The 16430-nt window shown below is 67.6% G+C and carries 11 protein-coding genes; 7 read left to right on the top strand and 4 right to left on the bottom strand.

Going from position 1 to position 16430, the window contains the following annotated elements:
* The first annotated feature begins 216 nt into the window (after nucleotides 1-216).
* Nucleotides 217-1290 carry a 3-oxoacyl-ACP synthase gene (locus GXY85_11475; protein NLW51442.1) on the top strand — a complete coding sequence of 358 codons (1074 nt, stop codon included), beginning with the start codon at nucleotides 217-219 and terminating at the stop codon, nucleotides 1288-1290.
* Nucleotides 1291-1384: 94 nt separating this feature from the next.
* Here the strand turns inward: GXY85_11475 and katG are convergent, their stop codons facing one another.
* Complete coding sequence (gene katG / locus GXY85_11470; GenBank protein ID NLW51441.1) at nucleotides 1385-3580, bottom strand: catalase/peroxidase HPI; 2196 nt, start codon at nucleotides 3578-3580, stop codon at nucleotides 1385-1387.
* A gap of 309 nt (nucleotides 3581-3889) precedes the next feature.
* Between katG and GXY85_11465 the strand changes: the two genes are divergently transcribed.
* On the top strand, nucleotides 3890-5743 hold the full coding sequence (locus GXY85_11465; protein ID NLW51440.1) for a hypothetical protein: 1854 nt from the start codon (nucleotides 3890-3892) through the stop codon (nucleotides 5741-5743).
* 21 nt (nucleotides 5744-5764) lie between these two features.
* Here GXY85_11465 and GXY85_11460 read toward each other — a convergent pair whose 3' ends face one another.
* Together GXY85_11460 and GXY85_11455 are read right to left on the bottom strand one after the other, a co-directional pair.
* The gene (locus GXY85_11460; GenBank protein NLW51439.1) at nucleotides 5765-6751 is read right to left on the bottom strand and encodes a dihydroorotate dehydrogenase-like protein; all 987 of its coding nucleotides are present in this window, start codon (nucleotides 6749-6751) and stop codon (nucleotides 5765-5767) included.
* Nucleotides 6752-6898: 147 nt separating this feature from the next.
* On the bottom strand, nucleotides 6899-7762 hold the full coding sequence (locus GXY85_11455; GenBank protein ID NLW51438.1) for an MBL fold metallo-hydrolase: 864 nt from the start codon (nucleotides 7760-7762) through the stop codon (nucleotides 6899-6901).
* A 564-nt stretch (nucleotides 7763-8326) separates the two neighbouring features.
* Here GXY85_11455 and GXY85_11450 point away from each other — a divergent pair.
* The 5 genes from GXY85_11450 to GXY85_11430 all read left to right on the top strand — a co-directional run bounded on the left by GXY85_11450 (nucleotide 8327) and on the right by GXY85_11430 (nucleotide 15665).
* Nucleotides 8327-11971 (top strand): hypothetical protein, encoded by a 3645-nt coding sequence (locus GXY85_11450; protein ID NLW51437.1) that lies wholly within the window; start codon nucleotides 8327-8329, stop codon nucleotides 11969-11971.
* Nucleotides 11972-12007: 36 nt separating this feature from the next.
* Complete coding sequence (locus tag GXY85_11445) at nucleotides 12008-12469, top strand: site-specific integrase (protein NLW51436.1); 462 nt, start codon at nucleotides 12008-12010, stop codon at nucleotides 12467-12469.
* Nucleotides 12470-12862: 393 nt separating this feature from the next.
* Nucleotides 12863-13540, top strand: a complete 678-nt coding sequence (locus GXY85_11440) for a hypothetical protein (GenBank protein NLW51435.1) — start codon at nucleotides 12863-12865, stop codon at nucleotides 13538-13540.
* Nucleotides 13540-14352, top strand: a complete 813-nt coding sequence (locus tag GXY85_11435) for a serine/threonine protein kinase (protein NLW51434.1) — start codon at nucleotides 13540-13542, stop codon at nucleotides 14350-14352. The genes GXY85_11440 and GXY85_11435 overlap by 1 nt, the downstream gene beginning before the upstream one ends.
* A 14-nt stretch (nucleotides 14353-14366) precedes the next feature.
* Complete coding sequence (locus GXY85_11430; protein ID NLW51433.1) at nucleotides 14367-15665, top strand: hypothetical protein; 1299 nt, start codon at nucleotides 14367-14369, stop codon at nucleotides 15663-15665.
* Between the two features lie 59 nt (nucleotides 15666-15724).
* Here the strand turns inward: GXY85_11430 and GXY85_11425 are convergent, their stop codons facing one another.
* The gene (locus tag GXY85_11425; GenBank protein ID NLW51432.1) at nucleotides 15725-16318 is read right to left on the bottom strand and encodes a hypothetical protein; all 594 of its coding nucleotides are present in this window, start codon (nucleotides 16316-16318) and stop codon (nucleotides 15725-15727) included.
* Nucleotides 16319-16430: the final 112 nt, after the last annotated feature.

Below are 16430 nucleotides of genomic sequence, written 5' to 3'. Positions count from 1 at the left end.
CGATGGCCCCCGCTGACGCGCACGTGACTGCCGACGCCCCCGCCGTTCGAAGGACGTCCCTCCGCGCATTATCGTCGAATCCGCCCGGTGGCGGCAAGACGCGGGCGGCCTCCGACGCTGAGGGCCTGTGCGCGGGATCATTTGTCCGGCCCCTTGGGCACGTGTATACTCCATTGTACGGGGAGGCAGGGGAAATACCGGCACAGAGGGCCGCCCATGAACGCTGTGATTCGCTCGCTGACGACGGCCAATCCACCGCTGTACGTCACTCAGCAGGAGGCCTATGAGGGCTACGACTCCTGCTATGAGCTGGAGCCGGAGGAGCGTGAGCTGTACCGGCGCATCCTCCTGGACGGGCCGGGCCGCGGACGCTACATCGGCATGGACAGCCCGATGGACGTCGCCCGGGCCGATCAGGACGATCTGATCGGCCGCTTCGAGCGCTTCGGGCGGCGGATCGCCGCCGCCGCGGGCCGGGACGCCCTCCGCCAGGCAGGGGTGGAACCCGAGGAAGTGCGCGCACTCGTGACCAACACGTGCACGGGCTACATCTGTCCCGGGATGTCCTCGTACCTGGTCGAAGACCTCCAGTTGGAAGAGTCCGTGCGGGTCTTCGACCTGATGGGCATGGGCTGCGGAGGCGCACTGCCGAATCTGGACTGCGCCGCTGCCGCGCTCGCCCGCGGAGGCCCCGTGCTGTCGGTCGCATTCGAGGTCTGCAGCGCCACGCTCTTCATGGGCGCCGCCCCGGATCTGGTCGTCAGCAACTGCATCTTCGCCGACGGAGCCGCTGCCGCCGTACTGGACCGCTCGGGCACAACGGGGCCGGCGTGCCTCCTGGATTCGGAAGGCGGCGTCTTCCCACAGCATCGCGAGGCGCTCAGATACCGCTGGGAGGACGGACGCCTCCGCAACAGCCTGAGCGCACGGGTACCCGCCATCGGCGCGCGAACGGCTCTGCAGGTTGCCGGCCGCCTGCTGCAGCGCCGAGGGCTGACAATCGCGGACGTGGCCCACTGGGCCGTCCATCCGGGGGGCACGGTCGTTCTGGACCGCGTGGCCGACGTGTTCGGCCTGGAGCGGGGCGACCTCCAGGACTCCTATGACGTCTTCCGGGAGTTCGGCAACATGTCCTCGCCGTCCGTGCTCTTCGTGCTGCGCCGCATCCTGGACCTGCGTCGGCCGCGGCCCGGCGAACTCGGGATGCTCCTGTCCTTCGGAGCCGGGTTCACCGCCTACGCCACCCTCGTGGCCTTCGGGAACGGCTGCGAAGAGGGCCCGGTCGGCTGACCCGGCCCCCTCCCGCAACCCCGCCCTCGGCCGGGCGTCCTGCCGACAGCACGGAGCGCCCGGCATTGGGCCTATGAAGACCGGCCCGGGCCCTTCAGGCCACGTCGAAGCGGTCAAGATCCATGACCTTGCTCCACGCGGTCACGAAGTCGTGCACGAACTTCCCCCCGGCATCGTCGCTCGCGTAGACCTCCGCGATCGCCCGGAGCTGGGAGTTCGAGCCGAAGACGAGGTCGACACGGGTGCCGGTCCACCGGACCTCGCCCGTCGCGCGATCCCTGCCCTCGAACACGTCGCCGGCCTCCGAGATGGGCTTCCACTCCGTGCGCATGTCGAGCAGGTTCACGAAGAAGTCGTTGGTCAGCGCCTCCGGCCTCTTCGTGAAGACCCCGTGCGAGGACTGCTCGAAGTTGGCGTTCAGGACCCGCAGGCCGCCCACCAGGACCGTCATCTCCGGCGCGGTCAGCGTCAACAGTTGCGCACGGTCGACCAGCAGGTGCTCGGACGCCACGGAGTACTTCGCCGGGAGGTAGTTGCGGAATCCGTCCGCCTTCGGTTCGAGCACGGCGAAGGACTCCGCGTCGGTCTGTTCCTGGGAGGCGTCCGTGCGCCCGGGCGTGAAGGGCACCGTCACGTCGTGCCCGGCGTTCCTCGCCGCCTGCTCGACGGCCGCACATCCGCCCAGCACGATCAGGTCGGCCAGGGAGACCTTCTTCCCGCCCGCCTGGGCCGCGTTGAACTCCGCGCGGATTCCCTCGAGCGTCCGGAGCACGCCCTGCAGTCTCTCGGGCTCGTTGGCCTCCCAGTCCTTCTGCGGCGCCAGCCGGATGCGCGCCCCGTTCGCCCCGCCCCGCTTGTCGGACCCGCGGAACGTGCACGCGGACGCCCAGGCGGTCGAGACCAGCGTCGGGATGGACAGGCCGGAGGCAAGGATCCTGCCCTTCAGGTCGGCGATGTCGCCGGCGTCGATCAACTCATGATCGACGGCGGGCACCGGATCCTGCCAGATCAGCACCTCCGCCGGCACCTCCGGACCGAGGTAGCGCGACCGGGGGCCCATGTCGCGGTGCGTGAGCTTGAACCACGCCCGGGCAAAGGCGTCCGCGAACACCTCGGGGTGCTCCAGGTAGTGCCGCGCGATCGGCTCGTAGATCGGATCGTAGCGCAGGGAGAGGTCGGCAGTGGTCATCATCGGCCGGACCTTCTTCGACGGGTCGTGCGCGTCGACCACCATGTCCTGTTCGGCCACGTCCCTGGCCAGCCACTGGTTCGCGCCGGCGGGGCTCTTGACCAGCTCCCACTCGTACTTGAACAGCACCGTCAGATAGCCCATGTCCCACCGGGTCGGGTTCGGCTTCCAGGCGCCCTCGATGCCGCTGCCGATCGTGTCGCCGCCCTTGCCGCTGCGGAAGCGGCTCTTCCAGCCGAGGCCCTGCTCCTCGAGGGGCGCGGCCTCGGGTTCCGGGCCCACGAGCTTCGGGTCGCCCGCACCATGGCACTTGCCGAAGGTGTGCCCGCCGGCCACGAGCGCTACGGTTTCCTCGTCGTTCATGGCCATGCGCGCGAACGTCTCGCGCACGTCGCGGCCGGAGGCGATGGGGTCCGGGTTGCCGTTCGGGCCTTCCGGGTTCACGTAGATCAGCCCCATCTGCACGGCGGCCAGGGGGTTCTCGAGTTCCCGATCCCCGGAGTAGCGTTTATCGCCCAGCCACTCGCTCTCGGCTCCCCAGTAGATGTCCTCCTCCGGCTCCCAGACGTCTTCGCGACCGCCGCCGAAACCGAAGGTCTTGACCCCCATCGACTCGAGCGCGCAGTTGCCGGCCAGGACCAGGAGGTCGGCCCAGGAGATCGCGCGGCCGTACTTCCGCTTGATCGGCCAGAGCAGGCGACGCGCCTTGTCGAGGTTCACGTTGTCCGGCCAACTGTTGAGGGGGGCAAGACGCTGGCTGCCCGACCCCGCGCCGCCGCGGCCGTCGCCCATCCGGTATGTGCCCGCGCTGTGCCAGGCCATCCGGATGAAGAGGGGACCGTAGTGACCGTAGTCGGCCGGCCACCAGTCCTGCGAGTCGGTCATCAGGGCGTAGAGGTCCTCCTTCACCGCCTTCAGGTCGAGCTTGCTGAACTCCTCGGCGTAGTTGAACCCCTCCCCCAACGGGTTGCCCATGGGAGAGTGCTGATGAAGCGTCTTCAGGTTAAGCTGGTTCGGCCACCAGTCGCGGGTCGATGGGCCTCCGCCCACCGGCCGTCCGCCCGTCCTGCCCGTCACGGGACACCTGCATTCCTCGCTCATCCGTTTGCCTCCCTCCGCTGCGCCGGCCCTCAGAGTGCTGTGGCGCCTCGGCCCTCCGCCTGCGCCCCCAGAGTGTCGGCCGGCGGAGTCTCGGACGCGCTCGGCCCGCCCTTCCGCCCTGCCCCCGTCACGGCCCGTGTCGCAGCACATCCAGCCTATGCCCCCGGCGCAACCGCTGTCAACGGCCGGCCGGCGTCCCTCCGCCGCCCACTCCGTCGGATCGGCCGTCTCGTTGTTGATCCGAAGCGGGACAAAGTGTATTCTGCACATGAGGTTGTGAACCGGCTCCGTTCGGATTGGCAAGGTCCCATGAACACACTGCTGTTTGTGCTGGCGACGCTCACGGTTCTGCAGGCGGCGGACAACGGCGACGCACTGCCCGCGGGGACGTCCCTCCTGCCCGAGGACGCACTCTCAGCGTTCGCCCCCCGCGGACGGTTCCCGGGCAACCTGAAGGTTGAGCGCGTGCCGGTCGAGGGCCGGCCGTTTGCCGAGGCGTTGCGGGTGGAGACCCTGCGCCAGGAGCCGGGCAACACGTGGGACGCGCAGTTGCAGGCCGCCGTCGGCGGCCCCATCGCGGCGGGCGACGTCCTCGTCCTCTCGTTCAGCATGCGCACACTGCGGGCGGCCAACGAGGAGTCCAGCGGCACTACCGCCATCACGCTGGAAGAGCGCGGGAGCACGGCCGACCGGCCCCTGTACCGGGCGGTCGTCGCGGGGCCGGAGTGGCGGGCGTTCTGCTACGCCGGCCGCGTGACGAGGCTCCGGAACCCGGCGGAGGTCGCCTTCTTCCTGAACTTCCGCCTGAACGTCGCGCCGCAGGTCATCGAGATCGCCGACGTCCGCCTCCTGAACCTCGGCCCCGACGCGGACATCTCCCGCCTGCCGTTCACCAGGATCACCTACGAGGGGCGCGAGCCGGACGCCCCGTGGCGACGCGAGGCGGAGGAGCGCATCGAGAGGCACCGCAAGGCCGACATGACGATCCGCGTTACCGACGCGGAGGGGCGCCCGGTCGAGGGCGCGCGGGTCGACGTCCGCATGAGGCGCCACTCCTTCCTCTGGGGCACGGCCGCCGGCCACATCCTCGTCCCCGGCGATGGCGACCTCGGCCGCCTCAAGGCGGCCGAGCGGACGCGCTACCGCGCGCAACTGCTGGAGTGGTTCAACCAGGTGTCGCCGGAGTGGCAGCTCAAGGAGAGCGGCTGGACCGATCCCGACTCCCCCAGGGCCCGCCAAGCGATCGCCGGCCTGCGCTGGGCCCAGGAGAATCACCTGCCGGTCTACGGCCACTGGCTCATCTGCGCGGCGGGCCCGGCCCCCGGCAACCCCGTCTACGAGGGCCTGCAGAAGGCGAAGGACGGCGACAAGGAGGCCTTCAGGCAGGAGTTCTACAACCTGGTCCGCGGCAAGGTGAGGGCCGCGAAGGGACTGGTCCGGTCGTGGGACATCACGCACCCTGTGGCCAAATGGGGCAGAACCCGCATGGAGGACGTCTACGACACGCAGGTCTACTCCGACCTCATCCGCATCGCCCGCGAAGAGGCGCCCGGCATCCCCATCTACGTCAACGAGGCCACCGTCCTGGCCGGCGGCCGGACCGGCAGCTACCAGCGCCGCGCCTACCCCGAGTTCATCCGCATGCTGGCGCGCCAGGGCACGCCCGCCGACGGCATCTGCTTCCAGGCCCACTTCGGCCCCGTGTCCCTGACGCCGCCGGCCGACATGTACGCCATCATGGACGGCTTCTACCGGGAGTTCCAGGTGCCGCTGCGCCTGAGCGAACTGGACATCGACCCCGGCGAGGACGAGGAACTCCAGGCGGACTTCCTCCGCGACGTCCTCACCGTCGCCTTCAGCCACCCCGCCGTCGAGGCCATCACCCAATGGGGCTTCTGGGAGGGCTGGCACTGGAAGCCGAACCGCGCCATCATCCGCACGGACTGGACCCTGAAGCCCGCCGGCCGGGTCTATGAGGACCTGGTGTTCAACCGGTGGTGGACCAACGCGGCCGGCACGTCCGGAGCGGACGGCATGTTGCGCGTCCGCGGGTTCCTGGGCGACTACGAGGTCCGGGCCGAGCACAACGGCCGGCGCCGGACCGTCCAGGCCACGCTCACGCCCGGCGGCCTGGAACTGGACATACCCCTCGCCGATCGTTAGGCCCGCCGGCTCGGGCGGCGGTCACTCCATGCCCGAGGAGAACTTCATGAACTGCACACGCTCGTAGGCGGCTGGATTCGCCGCGTTCCTCTGGCTGAGCATACCCCGGAAGTCGTCGATCGCCGCGAAGCCGTGGGCGCTCGCCCAGGCCCGCAGGTCTTCCACCAGCCTGGCCAGGTAGTCGATGCCGTGCTTGTAGAGGGCGGACGCCACCTGCACCGTATCGGCACCCGCCAGCAGGAGCTTCACGATCGTCTGAACGTCATGGACGCCCGTGGTCGCGCTGATGTCGCACCCGATTCGGCCATGGAGGATCGACACCCACCGCAGGGGCAGCAGGTACTCGTTCGCGTCGCTGAGGCTCCGGGCTGCCGAGAGTTCCAGCTTCTCCGTGTCTATGTCGGACGCGAAGAAGCGGTTGAACAAGGTCACGGCCCCGATTCCACTGTCGCCCAGCTTGCACAGGGCGTTCGCCAGCCCGCTGAAGTAGCTGCCCAGCTTCAGGGCCACGGGGATCGACACCTTCTCGGTCACCGCCCTGACCACGTCGAAGTAGACCCCCTCAATCGACGCCCCGTCGACCTGCGGATCCGAAGGCAGGATGAACGCGTTCAGCTCCAGGGCGTCGGCCCCGGCGTTCTCCGCCCGAGCGGCGAAGTCGGCCCATATCTCGGCGGAGACGCAGTGGACACTCGCGATGACCGGGATGTCAACCGCCTTCTTGGCATCCGAGATGAGCGAGAGATACCGGCCCACCGAGCCCTTCTCGGTGTAGTTCGCCACGTATGCAATGGCCTCCGAGTGCCATATGCTGTCGGCGCTCGCGGCCATCGCCGCGTCCACCTCGTACGCGATCTGCTCTTCGAAGATGGACTTGAGGATCACGGCGCCGGCTCCCGCTTCGGCACACCTCTCGACCCCGCGGACGCTGCCCGTCAGTCCGCAGCTCCCGACGATGATGGGGTTGGCCAGCTCCAGGCCCATGTATGCAGTCCTCAGGTCTGTCACTTCTGCGGCTCCTTCCGTCTGCGTGTGGGCACGAGGTACGGCGGCAACTGCGCCCCCGGCCGGGGCTCCTGCGCCGTGCGAGTATCCCAGGCGCCGCCGCCTCGCGCAAGCACACGCGGCACTCGCCAACCGGCCGCCCCAAGGACTTCATCCGGCTGCGGAGTGCGCCCGGACGATCGGCTCCGCGATCCGGTAGCCCTTGGCGGTCTTCGCCACGGCCGAAGCCACGACCCGCGGATCGTGCTCGTAGAAGAGCGTCCATCCTCCCGCCGACGCGACCTCCAGAAGGGCCCGCTTCTCACGCACCGTCACAAGCGGCTCGAGGTCGTAGCTCATGATCCAGGGCACGTGCACGTGCGCCGTCGTCGGGATGAGATCGGCGCAGTACAGCAGCGACTCGCCCTTCGCCGACACCTCCACCAGTTGCTGCCCCGGCGTGTGCCCGTGCACCGGCACCACGGTGACCCCTGCGGCGATCTCCGCCTCGCCGTCCAGAAGCTCGAGGCAGCCCTTCTCCTTCAGGGAGGCGAAGTTCTCCGGGAGGTAGCTCGCGCCGTCGTAGTCCTCGGGGGCGACGGCCCAGTCATACTGCCTCCTCTGCACGTAGTAGGTCGCGTTCGGGAACGTCGGGGCCATCCGCCCCGAGGGGGCGATCCTGGTCGCGCCGCCCGCGTGGTCGAAGTGCAGGTGAGTCAGGATGACGTGGGTGATGTCCGCCAGGCCCAGCCCTGCCTCCTTCAGCGATCGGGCGAGTGAGGAGTCCTCATGATCCACCGCGTAGGTATCGCGCATCTTGTGGGGAAGATCCTCGCCGATGCCCGTATCGACAAGGATGACGTCCGGCCCGGCCCGCACCAGCATCGCCCGCAACGCGATCGCGATGCGGTTGTCTTCATCCGCCGGCGCATGCCGTTCCCACTGTCCCTTGGGGACCACGCCGAACATGGAGCCCCCATCCAGCCGGAAACCCCCGCATTCAATCGGAAGCACTTCCATGTTGCCGACGTTCATCTCACACGATCCCCGAGGTGCGCAGCCATTCTAACTCATAGGCACGGCCGCGGGAACCACAGCGCAGAAAGGCTCATCGATGACTGCCCGTCGCCGGTCGATCCCTTCGACCGGACGGCGAGCGGCGCCTTCTGCAGCAAGCTCGGGATGACCTGCGAAGGAGTGCGGGACTCCCGAAGCGCCGATGCCTGCCTGCCGCCCGCTCCGGGCCCCTGAGCTTTGCCGGGTGCCGCAACAGGGCCGGCAATGAGGGCTCTGACGTGCGTCATCTTCGCCCTCCAGCCAGTGGCTGGCTCCGTCGCCGCGGCCGCGTCGCCCCATTGATGTCTGCAACCCGCATCAGCTAAGATTCTCTCCATGAGAGCGCCCCCTTCCACCCGGCTGTGGCGTCGGAGTTTCTGACATGCGGCGCCGCCTCATGCGAAAGGGAGGATGCGCAGGAGCAGACCGCATGGTCAGTGCTCCTCGATGCGAAAGCATGTGATCGGCGGCGTTGTAGCGGAAGGTTCGCGACAGTTGAGCGCCCGGCTGCGAGTGAGTGCCGGCCCGTCAAGGAGGCGCGTCATGAGAAGTGGTGCGCGGAGAGACGGATGGGGAGTCGTGGGATCGGCTGCCGGATTCCGGAAGGCGCTGCTCAGATGGCTTCTGATGCTGCCGGCCGCAGGCCTGCTTGCAGCGCCCGCTCTGGCCGACGCACCGGGCGGGTCCACGTGGATGCGCGTCTTCACCACGGGCCGCCAGGAGTTGCAGTCCCGCGAGCCCGGCGTCCATCCGGCGCCGGCCGGTCACCTCGTGGGCACCGACATCTCTCCGGGCGCCGGGGACGGCGTGCTCGTCGCGGCGTTCGTCGGCGATCCGATGCCCGAGGGCACGCCGCCGGCCGACGTGGCGCTGGGCCTGGTCGGGCCGGACGGCTCCGTCGTCTGGTCGCACGAGTACATCACGGACCCGCCCGGCCGCCCGTCCGCCGACGACGCCGGCCATGCGCGGCATGGCGGGTGGGCTCACATCTGCACGCTGCCGCCTGGATCGGCCGCGTCGTATGCATTGGCGTGGCGCGACCATCTCCTGCTCCTGTCCGGCGACGGATCGGTGGTGCGCGCCCTGGCCTTCAACGACATCGTGCGTTTCACAGACGTGCTGCTCCACGCGTCGGGCGATCTGATTGTGGTCGGCACGACGCGCCTGGCCATGTCGCGCCCGGGCGCGGGGGAGGAACCGGTCCTGATCGTCGCGCGCTTGACCGGGCTGGAAGGGGCGGCGCCGCGGGCCGTCTGGGCACGGCGGCTGAGAAGTCTCGGCCGGGGGTCGATCAACGTGCTCCGGCAGAGGGCGGACCTCGCCGGGATGCCGGATGGGACGGTCTGGCTCGGCACGGCGCCGGACCTGGTGCTGGGCATCGGCGCCGACGGCGACCTGCTGGGCGCGTGGCGCGTTGTCCCCCAGCCGTTCGCCTGCCACGCAGGCCACGGGGTGGGCCGGGGCCTGGTATACCGTGCGCTGGCCGCGGGCGGGGGGTCGCTGTTCTTCGGAGCCACCTATGAACTAAGGAGCACGCAGACCGCGACCAGTTCGCAGGAGGCCCTTGTGGTGTGCCTGACGCCCGGGGGCGACGAACCGGCCGTGGCGTGGAGCACGATGCTGACCGAGGACACGGGTTACGGGATGATCACGGAGATCCGCGACCTGGCGGTGTCCGGCGGGGCGCTGTTCCTGACGGGCGCGACGAGCCACTGGGGGCAGGACGAAGGGCACTGGAACTGGGGCGCCGTCGTCGCGCGGCTGAGCGCGGCGGGGGCCGTGGACTGGGTGCGCGTGCTCGGGGCCAAACGCCAGAGCGGGGCCCAGAGCGAGCACTCCGACGATTACGGCCATGCGATCGTGCCGCTGGCCGACGGCGGCGCGGCGATTGCCGGTTCCTCGGACTCCTTCTCCCACCCTTTCCCGGAAGGCATCCGCTACGTGCAGGCGTTGACCTCGCACCCGGAACTGCTGACGGCCCGGCTTGGAGCGGGAGGGGAGGTCGCGAGCATCGGGTTCGGCCCGTCGCCGAACCTCGGCCTGGCGCCGCCGCTCGACGCTCGCGAGCGCGCCGTGGACGTGCAGCATCCGCCCGTACGCGTGGAACCGGCGGAACCGGTCTGGGAGGAGCTTACGCTCGCGGTTGTCGAAGGGCCGGTCGCGACCCGGGACGGACGCTGGGGTGAGCGACCGTTGCGGGAGCAGCGCAGGCCCGGCGACGCGCCGCCCGTGGCCGGTTTCGGCCTCGTCGACCCGGCCGAAGACCGCTTCTGGGACCCGGCCATCCGATTCGACCCCGCACGGTCCCGCGATCCGGAGGGATACCCGTTGTTCCGCTACAGCTGGGACTTCGGCGAACGCGTGCCCCATGTCTCGCGGGCGCCGGTTCGCACGTTCGGCGACGGCGGCCCCATCGGTGTTACGCTGACGGTGACGGACGTGCAGGGCTTTGAGGGCAGCGTGACGCGGACACTCCGTGTGGGTCGGGCGCTGTTCGGCACCGCCTATCCCGCCTCGTTCGATACCGGTCGGACAACAAGTTACGAGGTCGAAGTCGTCACGGGTGACCTGGACCGGGCCGGCACCGACGCCGAGGTCCGGCTGGCGCTGATCAGTGCGCCGGACGAGAACGGGGATCGGTGGGGCACGGGCGACATGCTGCTGACGGCGGCGCGCCACGTCGTGATGAACACCGATCCCATGGAGCGGGGCGCCACGGACGCATTCACCCTTCCGGACCAACCCGCCGTGCCCGATGTCGCGTTCGCCGTGCTGCGCCACGACAATGCCCGGAAGAACCCCGGGTGGCACGTGGTCGGCCTCCGGGTCCGGGATGCGGCGGACGGCCGCGAATGGCTCTTCCGGGCCGAGCAATGGCTGGAGCGGGGCCGCGATTCGAACACCTATGTCCGCCTCGAGCCCCTGCCGGAGACGCCGCCCGCCATCCTGTTCGGGGGCACGCAGCGGTCGCACGGCATCACGGCCGCCAGCGACAACGTGTTCATCCTGCCCCCGGACATCGAGACCTTCCACATCCTCTCGCTGGATCGGCGGGAACAGGTCGAGGTGTTCAGCCCGGAAGGCGTTATACTGGCCCGCCGTGATCGGACGGGACCGGGCACCGCCGTGTTCCCTTACCTGACGGCCGTGGACTGGGGGGAGGCGATCGATGCCTCCCTGGTGGAGACCCGGGGACCGCTGCCGCTGGACATCGTCCTCCAACAGGGCGATGACGCGCAGCGTGAGACGACCGTCTGGGTCTTCCCGAGCAACTGGGTAGGCTACGAGCGCGAGGCCCAGGCCGTGGCCCTGCTGGCGCCGCTGAAGGCCAGCACGAAGCTCTTCTTCGGCAACGGTGAGGGTTCCCGGCACCGCCAGATCGCCGACGACCTGCGCGCGCGCAACACCAGCACGGCCGCCTATGACGCGGCGATGGCGGTGGTGACCTCGTACGGCCGCGACGCGATCGGCATCTTCGGCGCCGTGCCGGACGACCTGCTGCGCCTCCGGCTCACAACCGCCACGGGGATCTTCGTCGTGGACCGTCTCGCCAACGCACTCACCGTGGCGGGCAATTCGGTCTCCAACCAGGTCGTCGCCGGCTTCAGCACCTCACTGACGGCGCTGCTCTCGGCCGCGGACTGGGGCCTGCAGCTCGACGACGTTGTGCAGGAAGGCCGGGCCATGGCCGGCTACAACCAGCTCCTCTCCTGGGTGCCGGATCACAACCGGTTCTTCCGTCAGGTCGGCGCCATCCTCGATGCGGCCCGGCCGCACGTGGAGACGATCTGCGGTCCGGAAGGCGCCCGGGCCGGCAACGATCCGGCGGCCACGCGTGCCGCGCTGAACAACATCCGCAGCCTGGTGATCGGCGGCCATCCCGACAGCAGCGTGCTGGAACAGCACCAGATCGACTACCGGGCGCTGGGTGCCGTCGAGTTCGTGCAAAGCCCGGGCAACTGGCATCTGGCCCTTCTCCTGCTCTGGGAGTGGCAGCAGGTGCATCGCTACTCGCGCGGCGAACTCGCCGCGAACTGGTATCCGCCGAACCGGCTCGTGGAGACGTCGTCGGCCGATGCGAAGGCGGAAACGCAGGCCGCCAGCGCGGTCTACGGGGACGTGGTCGAGCAGTTGACCCGGTTGTCCACCCCCTTGATACTCGCTGCATTGGTGCCGGAAGCGGACTGACCCGACCGCTCCGGCCACACGCACGTCTCCAGCGGGATGACCGGAGCAAGGAACTCGGATCCCCCTGCGGGCCATGTCGAGGACCTGCGCGACTGGCTGCGCGAGAAGCTCGAGGCCCTGCGGGTCGAGGCGGAAGAGGTCGGTACTCCCCTACCGCTGAACCTGTCGGAGCAGGAGCCGCTGTTCGCGGTGCCGCGCAACCTGATCAAGAGCTTCAACTTGGACCTGGCTGCGGCCAGCATCTCGAAGGAGGACGAGCGCGGCCGCACGGTCGACCTCCATGCCCTCCGCCACACCTTCGGCACCCACCTCAGCAAGAACGGCGTGGCGCCCCGCACCGCCCAAGCCGCCCTGCGCCACTCCTCCCTCGACCTCACCATGAACGCATACACCGACCCGACCCTCCTCGATGTTGCCGGTGCGCTGAAGGCGTTGCCAGGCCTGACTGCTCATGTACCCAGCGCGGGAGGGGCAGACGACGAGCGACAAGCGCAGTGACCAGGCCCAAGTGTTGGGCGTTGGCCCCCCGCGCCGAGCCAACACCCGCGCTGCGGCAGCAGCTGGTCTGGCGCAAGTGCCACCATGTCGGAGACTCACCATTGACATCCCGGATAGAGACCTTAGGATGCTGCCACGGGCCTGACTGGACAGGGGCTGCGGCTCAGGCGAGGAGGGCGGGTGACGGTGCTCTGGCCCAAGACGAGCGCACGAGGGACATGGTAGACCCGCTGGCCAGGAGGATCCGCTGTCGCAAGGTGCGTTCACCTTCGAGTACGTGGTATCATTGAATAGAGCTGGTGGACGCTTTCCCGGCCCATGGGAGGATTAGACACTGTGAGGACCGCCACTTTCCCATCAGAATCGGCGCTTGTTGACTGCCTTAAGGATGCGATGTCCGAGGTGGTCGATCTGGCCTCCCCGCACGTAATGACCGTGGAGTTCCCGTTGGGCCGCCGTTCCGTCGACATTGCGTACGCTGAGTTCCCGTGTCTCGATGGCCTGACGGACGCAGATTTCGCGATCTCTCTGTCAAACCTATCGGGCTCAGAGATGCTGGTCCTGGCTCGCTTCGCGTCCGGCAGGAGGGTGAACAGGCACCTCTTGCTCCAGCATTTCTGGATAGACTGGCAGACGCTGAAGGAGCGATTCCTGGATGGCTTGGTCGAAGCCGGCCTGCTACGCCAGTACGGCGAGGCAACGTTCGAGCCGACTGAATGGGTGAGTTTCCTGCCGACAAGAGTATTGACGGTTGAGGCCAAACTGACTGATTGGCGGGACGCCTTGCAGCAGGCGAGCTACAACAGGGCCTACACGTCCGATTCGTATGTTGCCTTCCCCGCTTCCGAGACTGTGCGGATTGAGCAGTCGCTCAATGCATTCAGGTCCGCGCGCGTTGGCGTCGCACTGGTCGACCCGGGAGATGGTGTGTCGGTTCGTCTTCTGGCTCGCGGAGGTGGGAGTATGCGCGGAATCAAGCCACACTTCGCGCGGCTCCGTGTCCTGTGCGATCTCTGCGCAGATACTGGCCGCTGGGCAGTTATTCCAGCGACAGCCAAAGGCAGGAAGTGATGGCCTTCGTCCCGCCACTCACACAGGACGAGATTGAGGCGGCGGTCGGGGGGCTTCGGGCAATCCGCTCTCTGGGGGAAGGGGGCCAGGGGTGTGTCTGGCTTGCTGAAGCTTCAGACGGGAGCCCCGCTGCCCTCAAAGTCTACGCAAGGAGGGACAACGTCCAGGTCCGGGTTGAGCGGGAGGTCGAAGCCCTGAGGGACCTAAGGTGCGACAGCATTGTCGAGCTGGTCGACTGGGGGCAGACGCAGATCAGGGGCGAGGACTGTGTGTACACGCTCACGGGGTACATCGATGGCCCCAATCTACACGAACTCCTCGGGGCCGGGCAGCTTGCTGAGTCCCGTGTCGTCCGTGTCTGCCAGCGCATCGCTCAGGCGATTGACGCCATGTGGGCTCTGCGCATCGTCCATCGAGACGTCAAGCCGGAGAACATAGTCGTCGCCCGGGATGGGAGCGTGTTCCTCATAGACCTTGGCATCGCCAAGCACCTTGACAAGACGACGCTCACGCTGTACGGGCGGGTATGGGGGACGCCCGGGTACATGTCCCCTGAGCAAATGGCAGGGAGGCCGGGGCTGACTCTCCGGTCGGACCTGTTCTCTCTCGGCATCGTCGCCTACGAGGCGGTCAGTGGATCGCACCCATTCGGCGGTCGCCAAGACTTGATCGGCCGGGTCGACCCACCACACGTGCGCGATCGGTGCGGCGTCTCAGCGCGGGTGGCCTCATCGATTCATTGGCTCCTGAAGGCGCGACCGGTAGACCGCCCCTCATCCGGGGCTGCGCTCATCGCCGATTTGTCCGAGTAAGAAAGGAGCCGAACGTGTTCTGCGCCAACCTCGGTTACCGGTGGGGAGACGTTGCTCCAGACGCGGGTGTGAGTGGATTGCTCTGCGCGGCAAGCGCAGTCGACATCGCATCCGCTGAACGACGGGCGCTTCCGATCCAGGACCCGGGTGCTCTGTTCTTCGACCCGCAGCTGTACATGTCGGCTCTGCCACTTGAGGACTGCGAGCGGACATGTGCTCGCCTTGCCACATACCCGTGGTTCCCCCTGGAGGTCGAGGAATACGACAGCGACGAAATGGGGAGGCTTGAGTGGGTGAGGGGCGTGACCGACGATCTGGAGGGACGGTGGCCAGCCCGGCTGCCAACCAGTCGAACAGAGATTCAGCCCTATGCTCAAGCTGCTGTTGAATTCCAGGTGGGTTTCCCAGTTTCGCATCTCATACTACCTTCGCCCCTAGTGTCTGACATCAACAGCGACCTCGATGACGTGATGCTGTGGATCGACGCCGGTCTGCAGGCGTCCCAGACAGTCGACCTGCCCAGATTTGCCACGTTAGCCATATCCGACAGCTGCCTGCTCCGCGACGGAAGCGAGGACAACCCGATCATAGCCATTGCTATCGATCAGCTCACGGTACGCGAGCATCTCGATGGCGTCTACGTGGTGCTGGAGCAGACGCGTGGTGAGTCCCGACGGCTAATGCACCGAGAGGTGGCCAGGGCTCTGCTGACGCTCTCCCACGTACTTGGCCAGGATGCGGGATTGGGCGTCTTCGTCAACTTCGCAGCCGAGTTCGGCATGGTGTGCCGCGGCGCTGGTGCCATGGGGTTTGCCGGCGGCTACGAGAACAAAGGGCGCAGGCTCAACTTCGCAGATTTTGTACAGAGAGGGGGTGGTGGGGCCCTCCCTCGCTTCTTCTCGGCGGCGTGTATCGCAGAGTACTTGACGGCAACAGACCTCGAGCGGCTGCGCGACCAACGCCTCCTGTGGTTGTTTGAGGATGACCGAACACCCGCTGGAGAACCGCTGCTGGACGCACTGCAAGCTGGACGGGATGCCAGTTCAGTGCTTGGTTGGCAAGAGGATCTCAACGTGGTGACGGAGGCGCGCAAGCATTACTTGCAGCGCCTCTCAGCAGCGGAACACGAACTGGACGGTATGGATGAGGACACCAGGCGTGCGGCAGTCCTACAATGGTTGCAGGACGCAGAGCGGAACGCGTCCTACCTGAATGGGCGGTTTCAGGAGGACCCTCTGTACGAGTCTGGTGCCCATGTCGAAGTGTGGCGGTCTGCGTATGAGGAGTACCTTGAATCATACGACCTGATCTGAAACCCCGCCAACGAGCACTCTCGCGCATGGCATCCTGTAAGCTCCTTGAACAAAGTCGACTACTCCGCTTCGGGGGACTGCTGTCGATGGCCTGCCTCGCTGGGTCCGCCGCCTGACGTGGGTGGAGTAGTTGTGGAGACGTCCAAATTCGCAGGGATGAGCGGCCAGTTGATCATGCGCAGCGGGTCGAGTGGCTCGTAGGATTCTCCCTGCGTTTCCTGGCGCATTACCTCCAGAAGACGCCGAACATCGTCTTTGTGCTGACCATTATCTGCCAAGCAGTCGCTCAACGCCACTACGAGATCAGCGCTTAGCCAGGGGATCAGCTTCCAGTAGGCCGCAGCCGTATGGGCCCGCCACTCGTTCTCGTGCTGGGCGTCGTACGCGAAGTAGCGCTGCTCCAGCAACTCGGCCAAGCAGGCGCTGGCTTCGCGCTGTTTCACAAGCGTCTGAAGCTCCATCCTGTGCTTCTCGGCTTCCTGCTGGAGGCGTGCGCGGAATCCATCCAGTTCCTGGCTCAGTGCTGCCCGATGCTCTGCGAGTTGCTTCTCGTACGTGGCCCTAACATCCTGCCGTATTCGCTCGCCAACGTAGTTCCTCAGCAGGAACACCAGAGCTACAACCAGCGCGGCCGCGCCACTGTCATCGGTCACCTAAAACCGGCCACGACCGAACACTTCAAAACCGGCCACCTTGAGGGAAAGGCGTGTTGCCGTCTACTGTCGTCTCCGAAAGGAGGCGTGGTGGATGGCAAACGTGCTCAAG

Source organism: Candidatus Brocadiaceae bacterium (genome assembly GCA_012728835.1).
Taxonomy (GTDB): Bacteria; Planctomycetota; Brocadiia; order SM23-32; family SM23-32; genus JAAYEJ01.
This window is presented reverse-complemented; position numbering and strand designations above follow the sequence as displayed.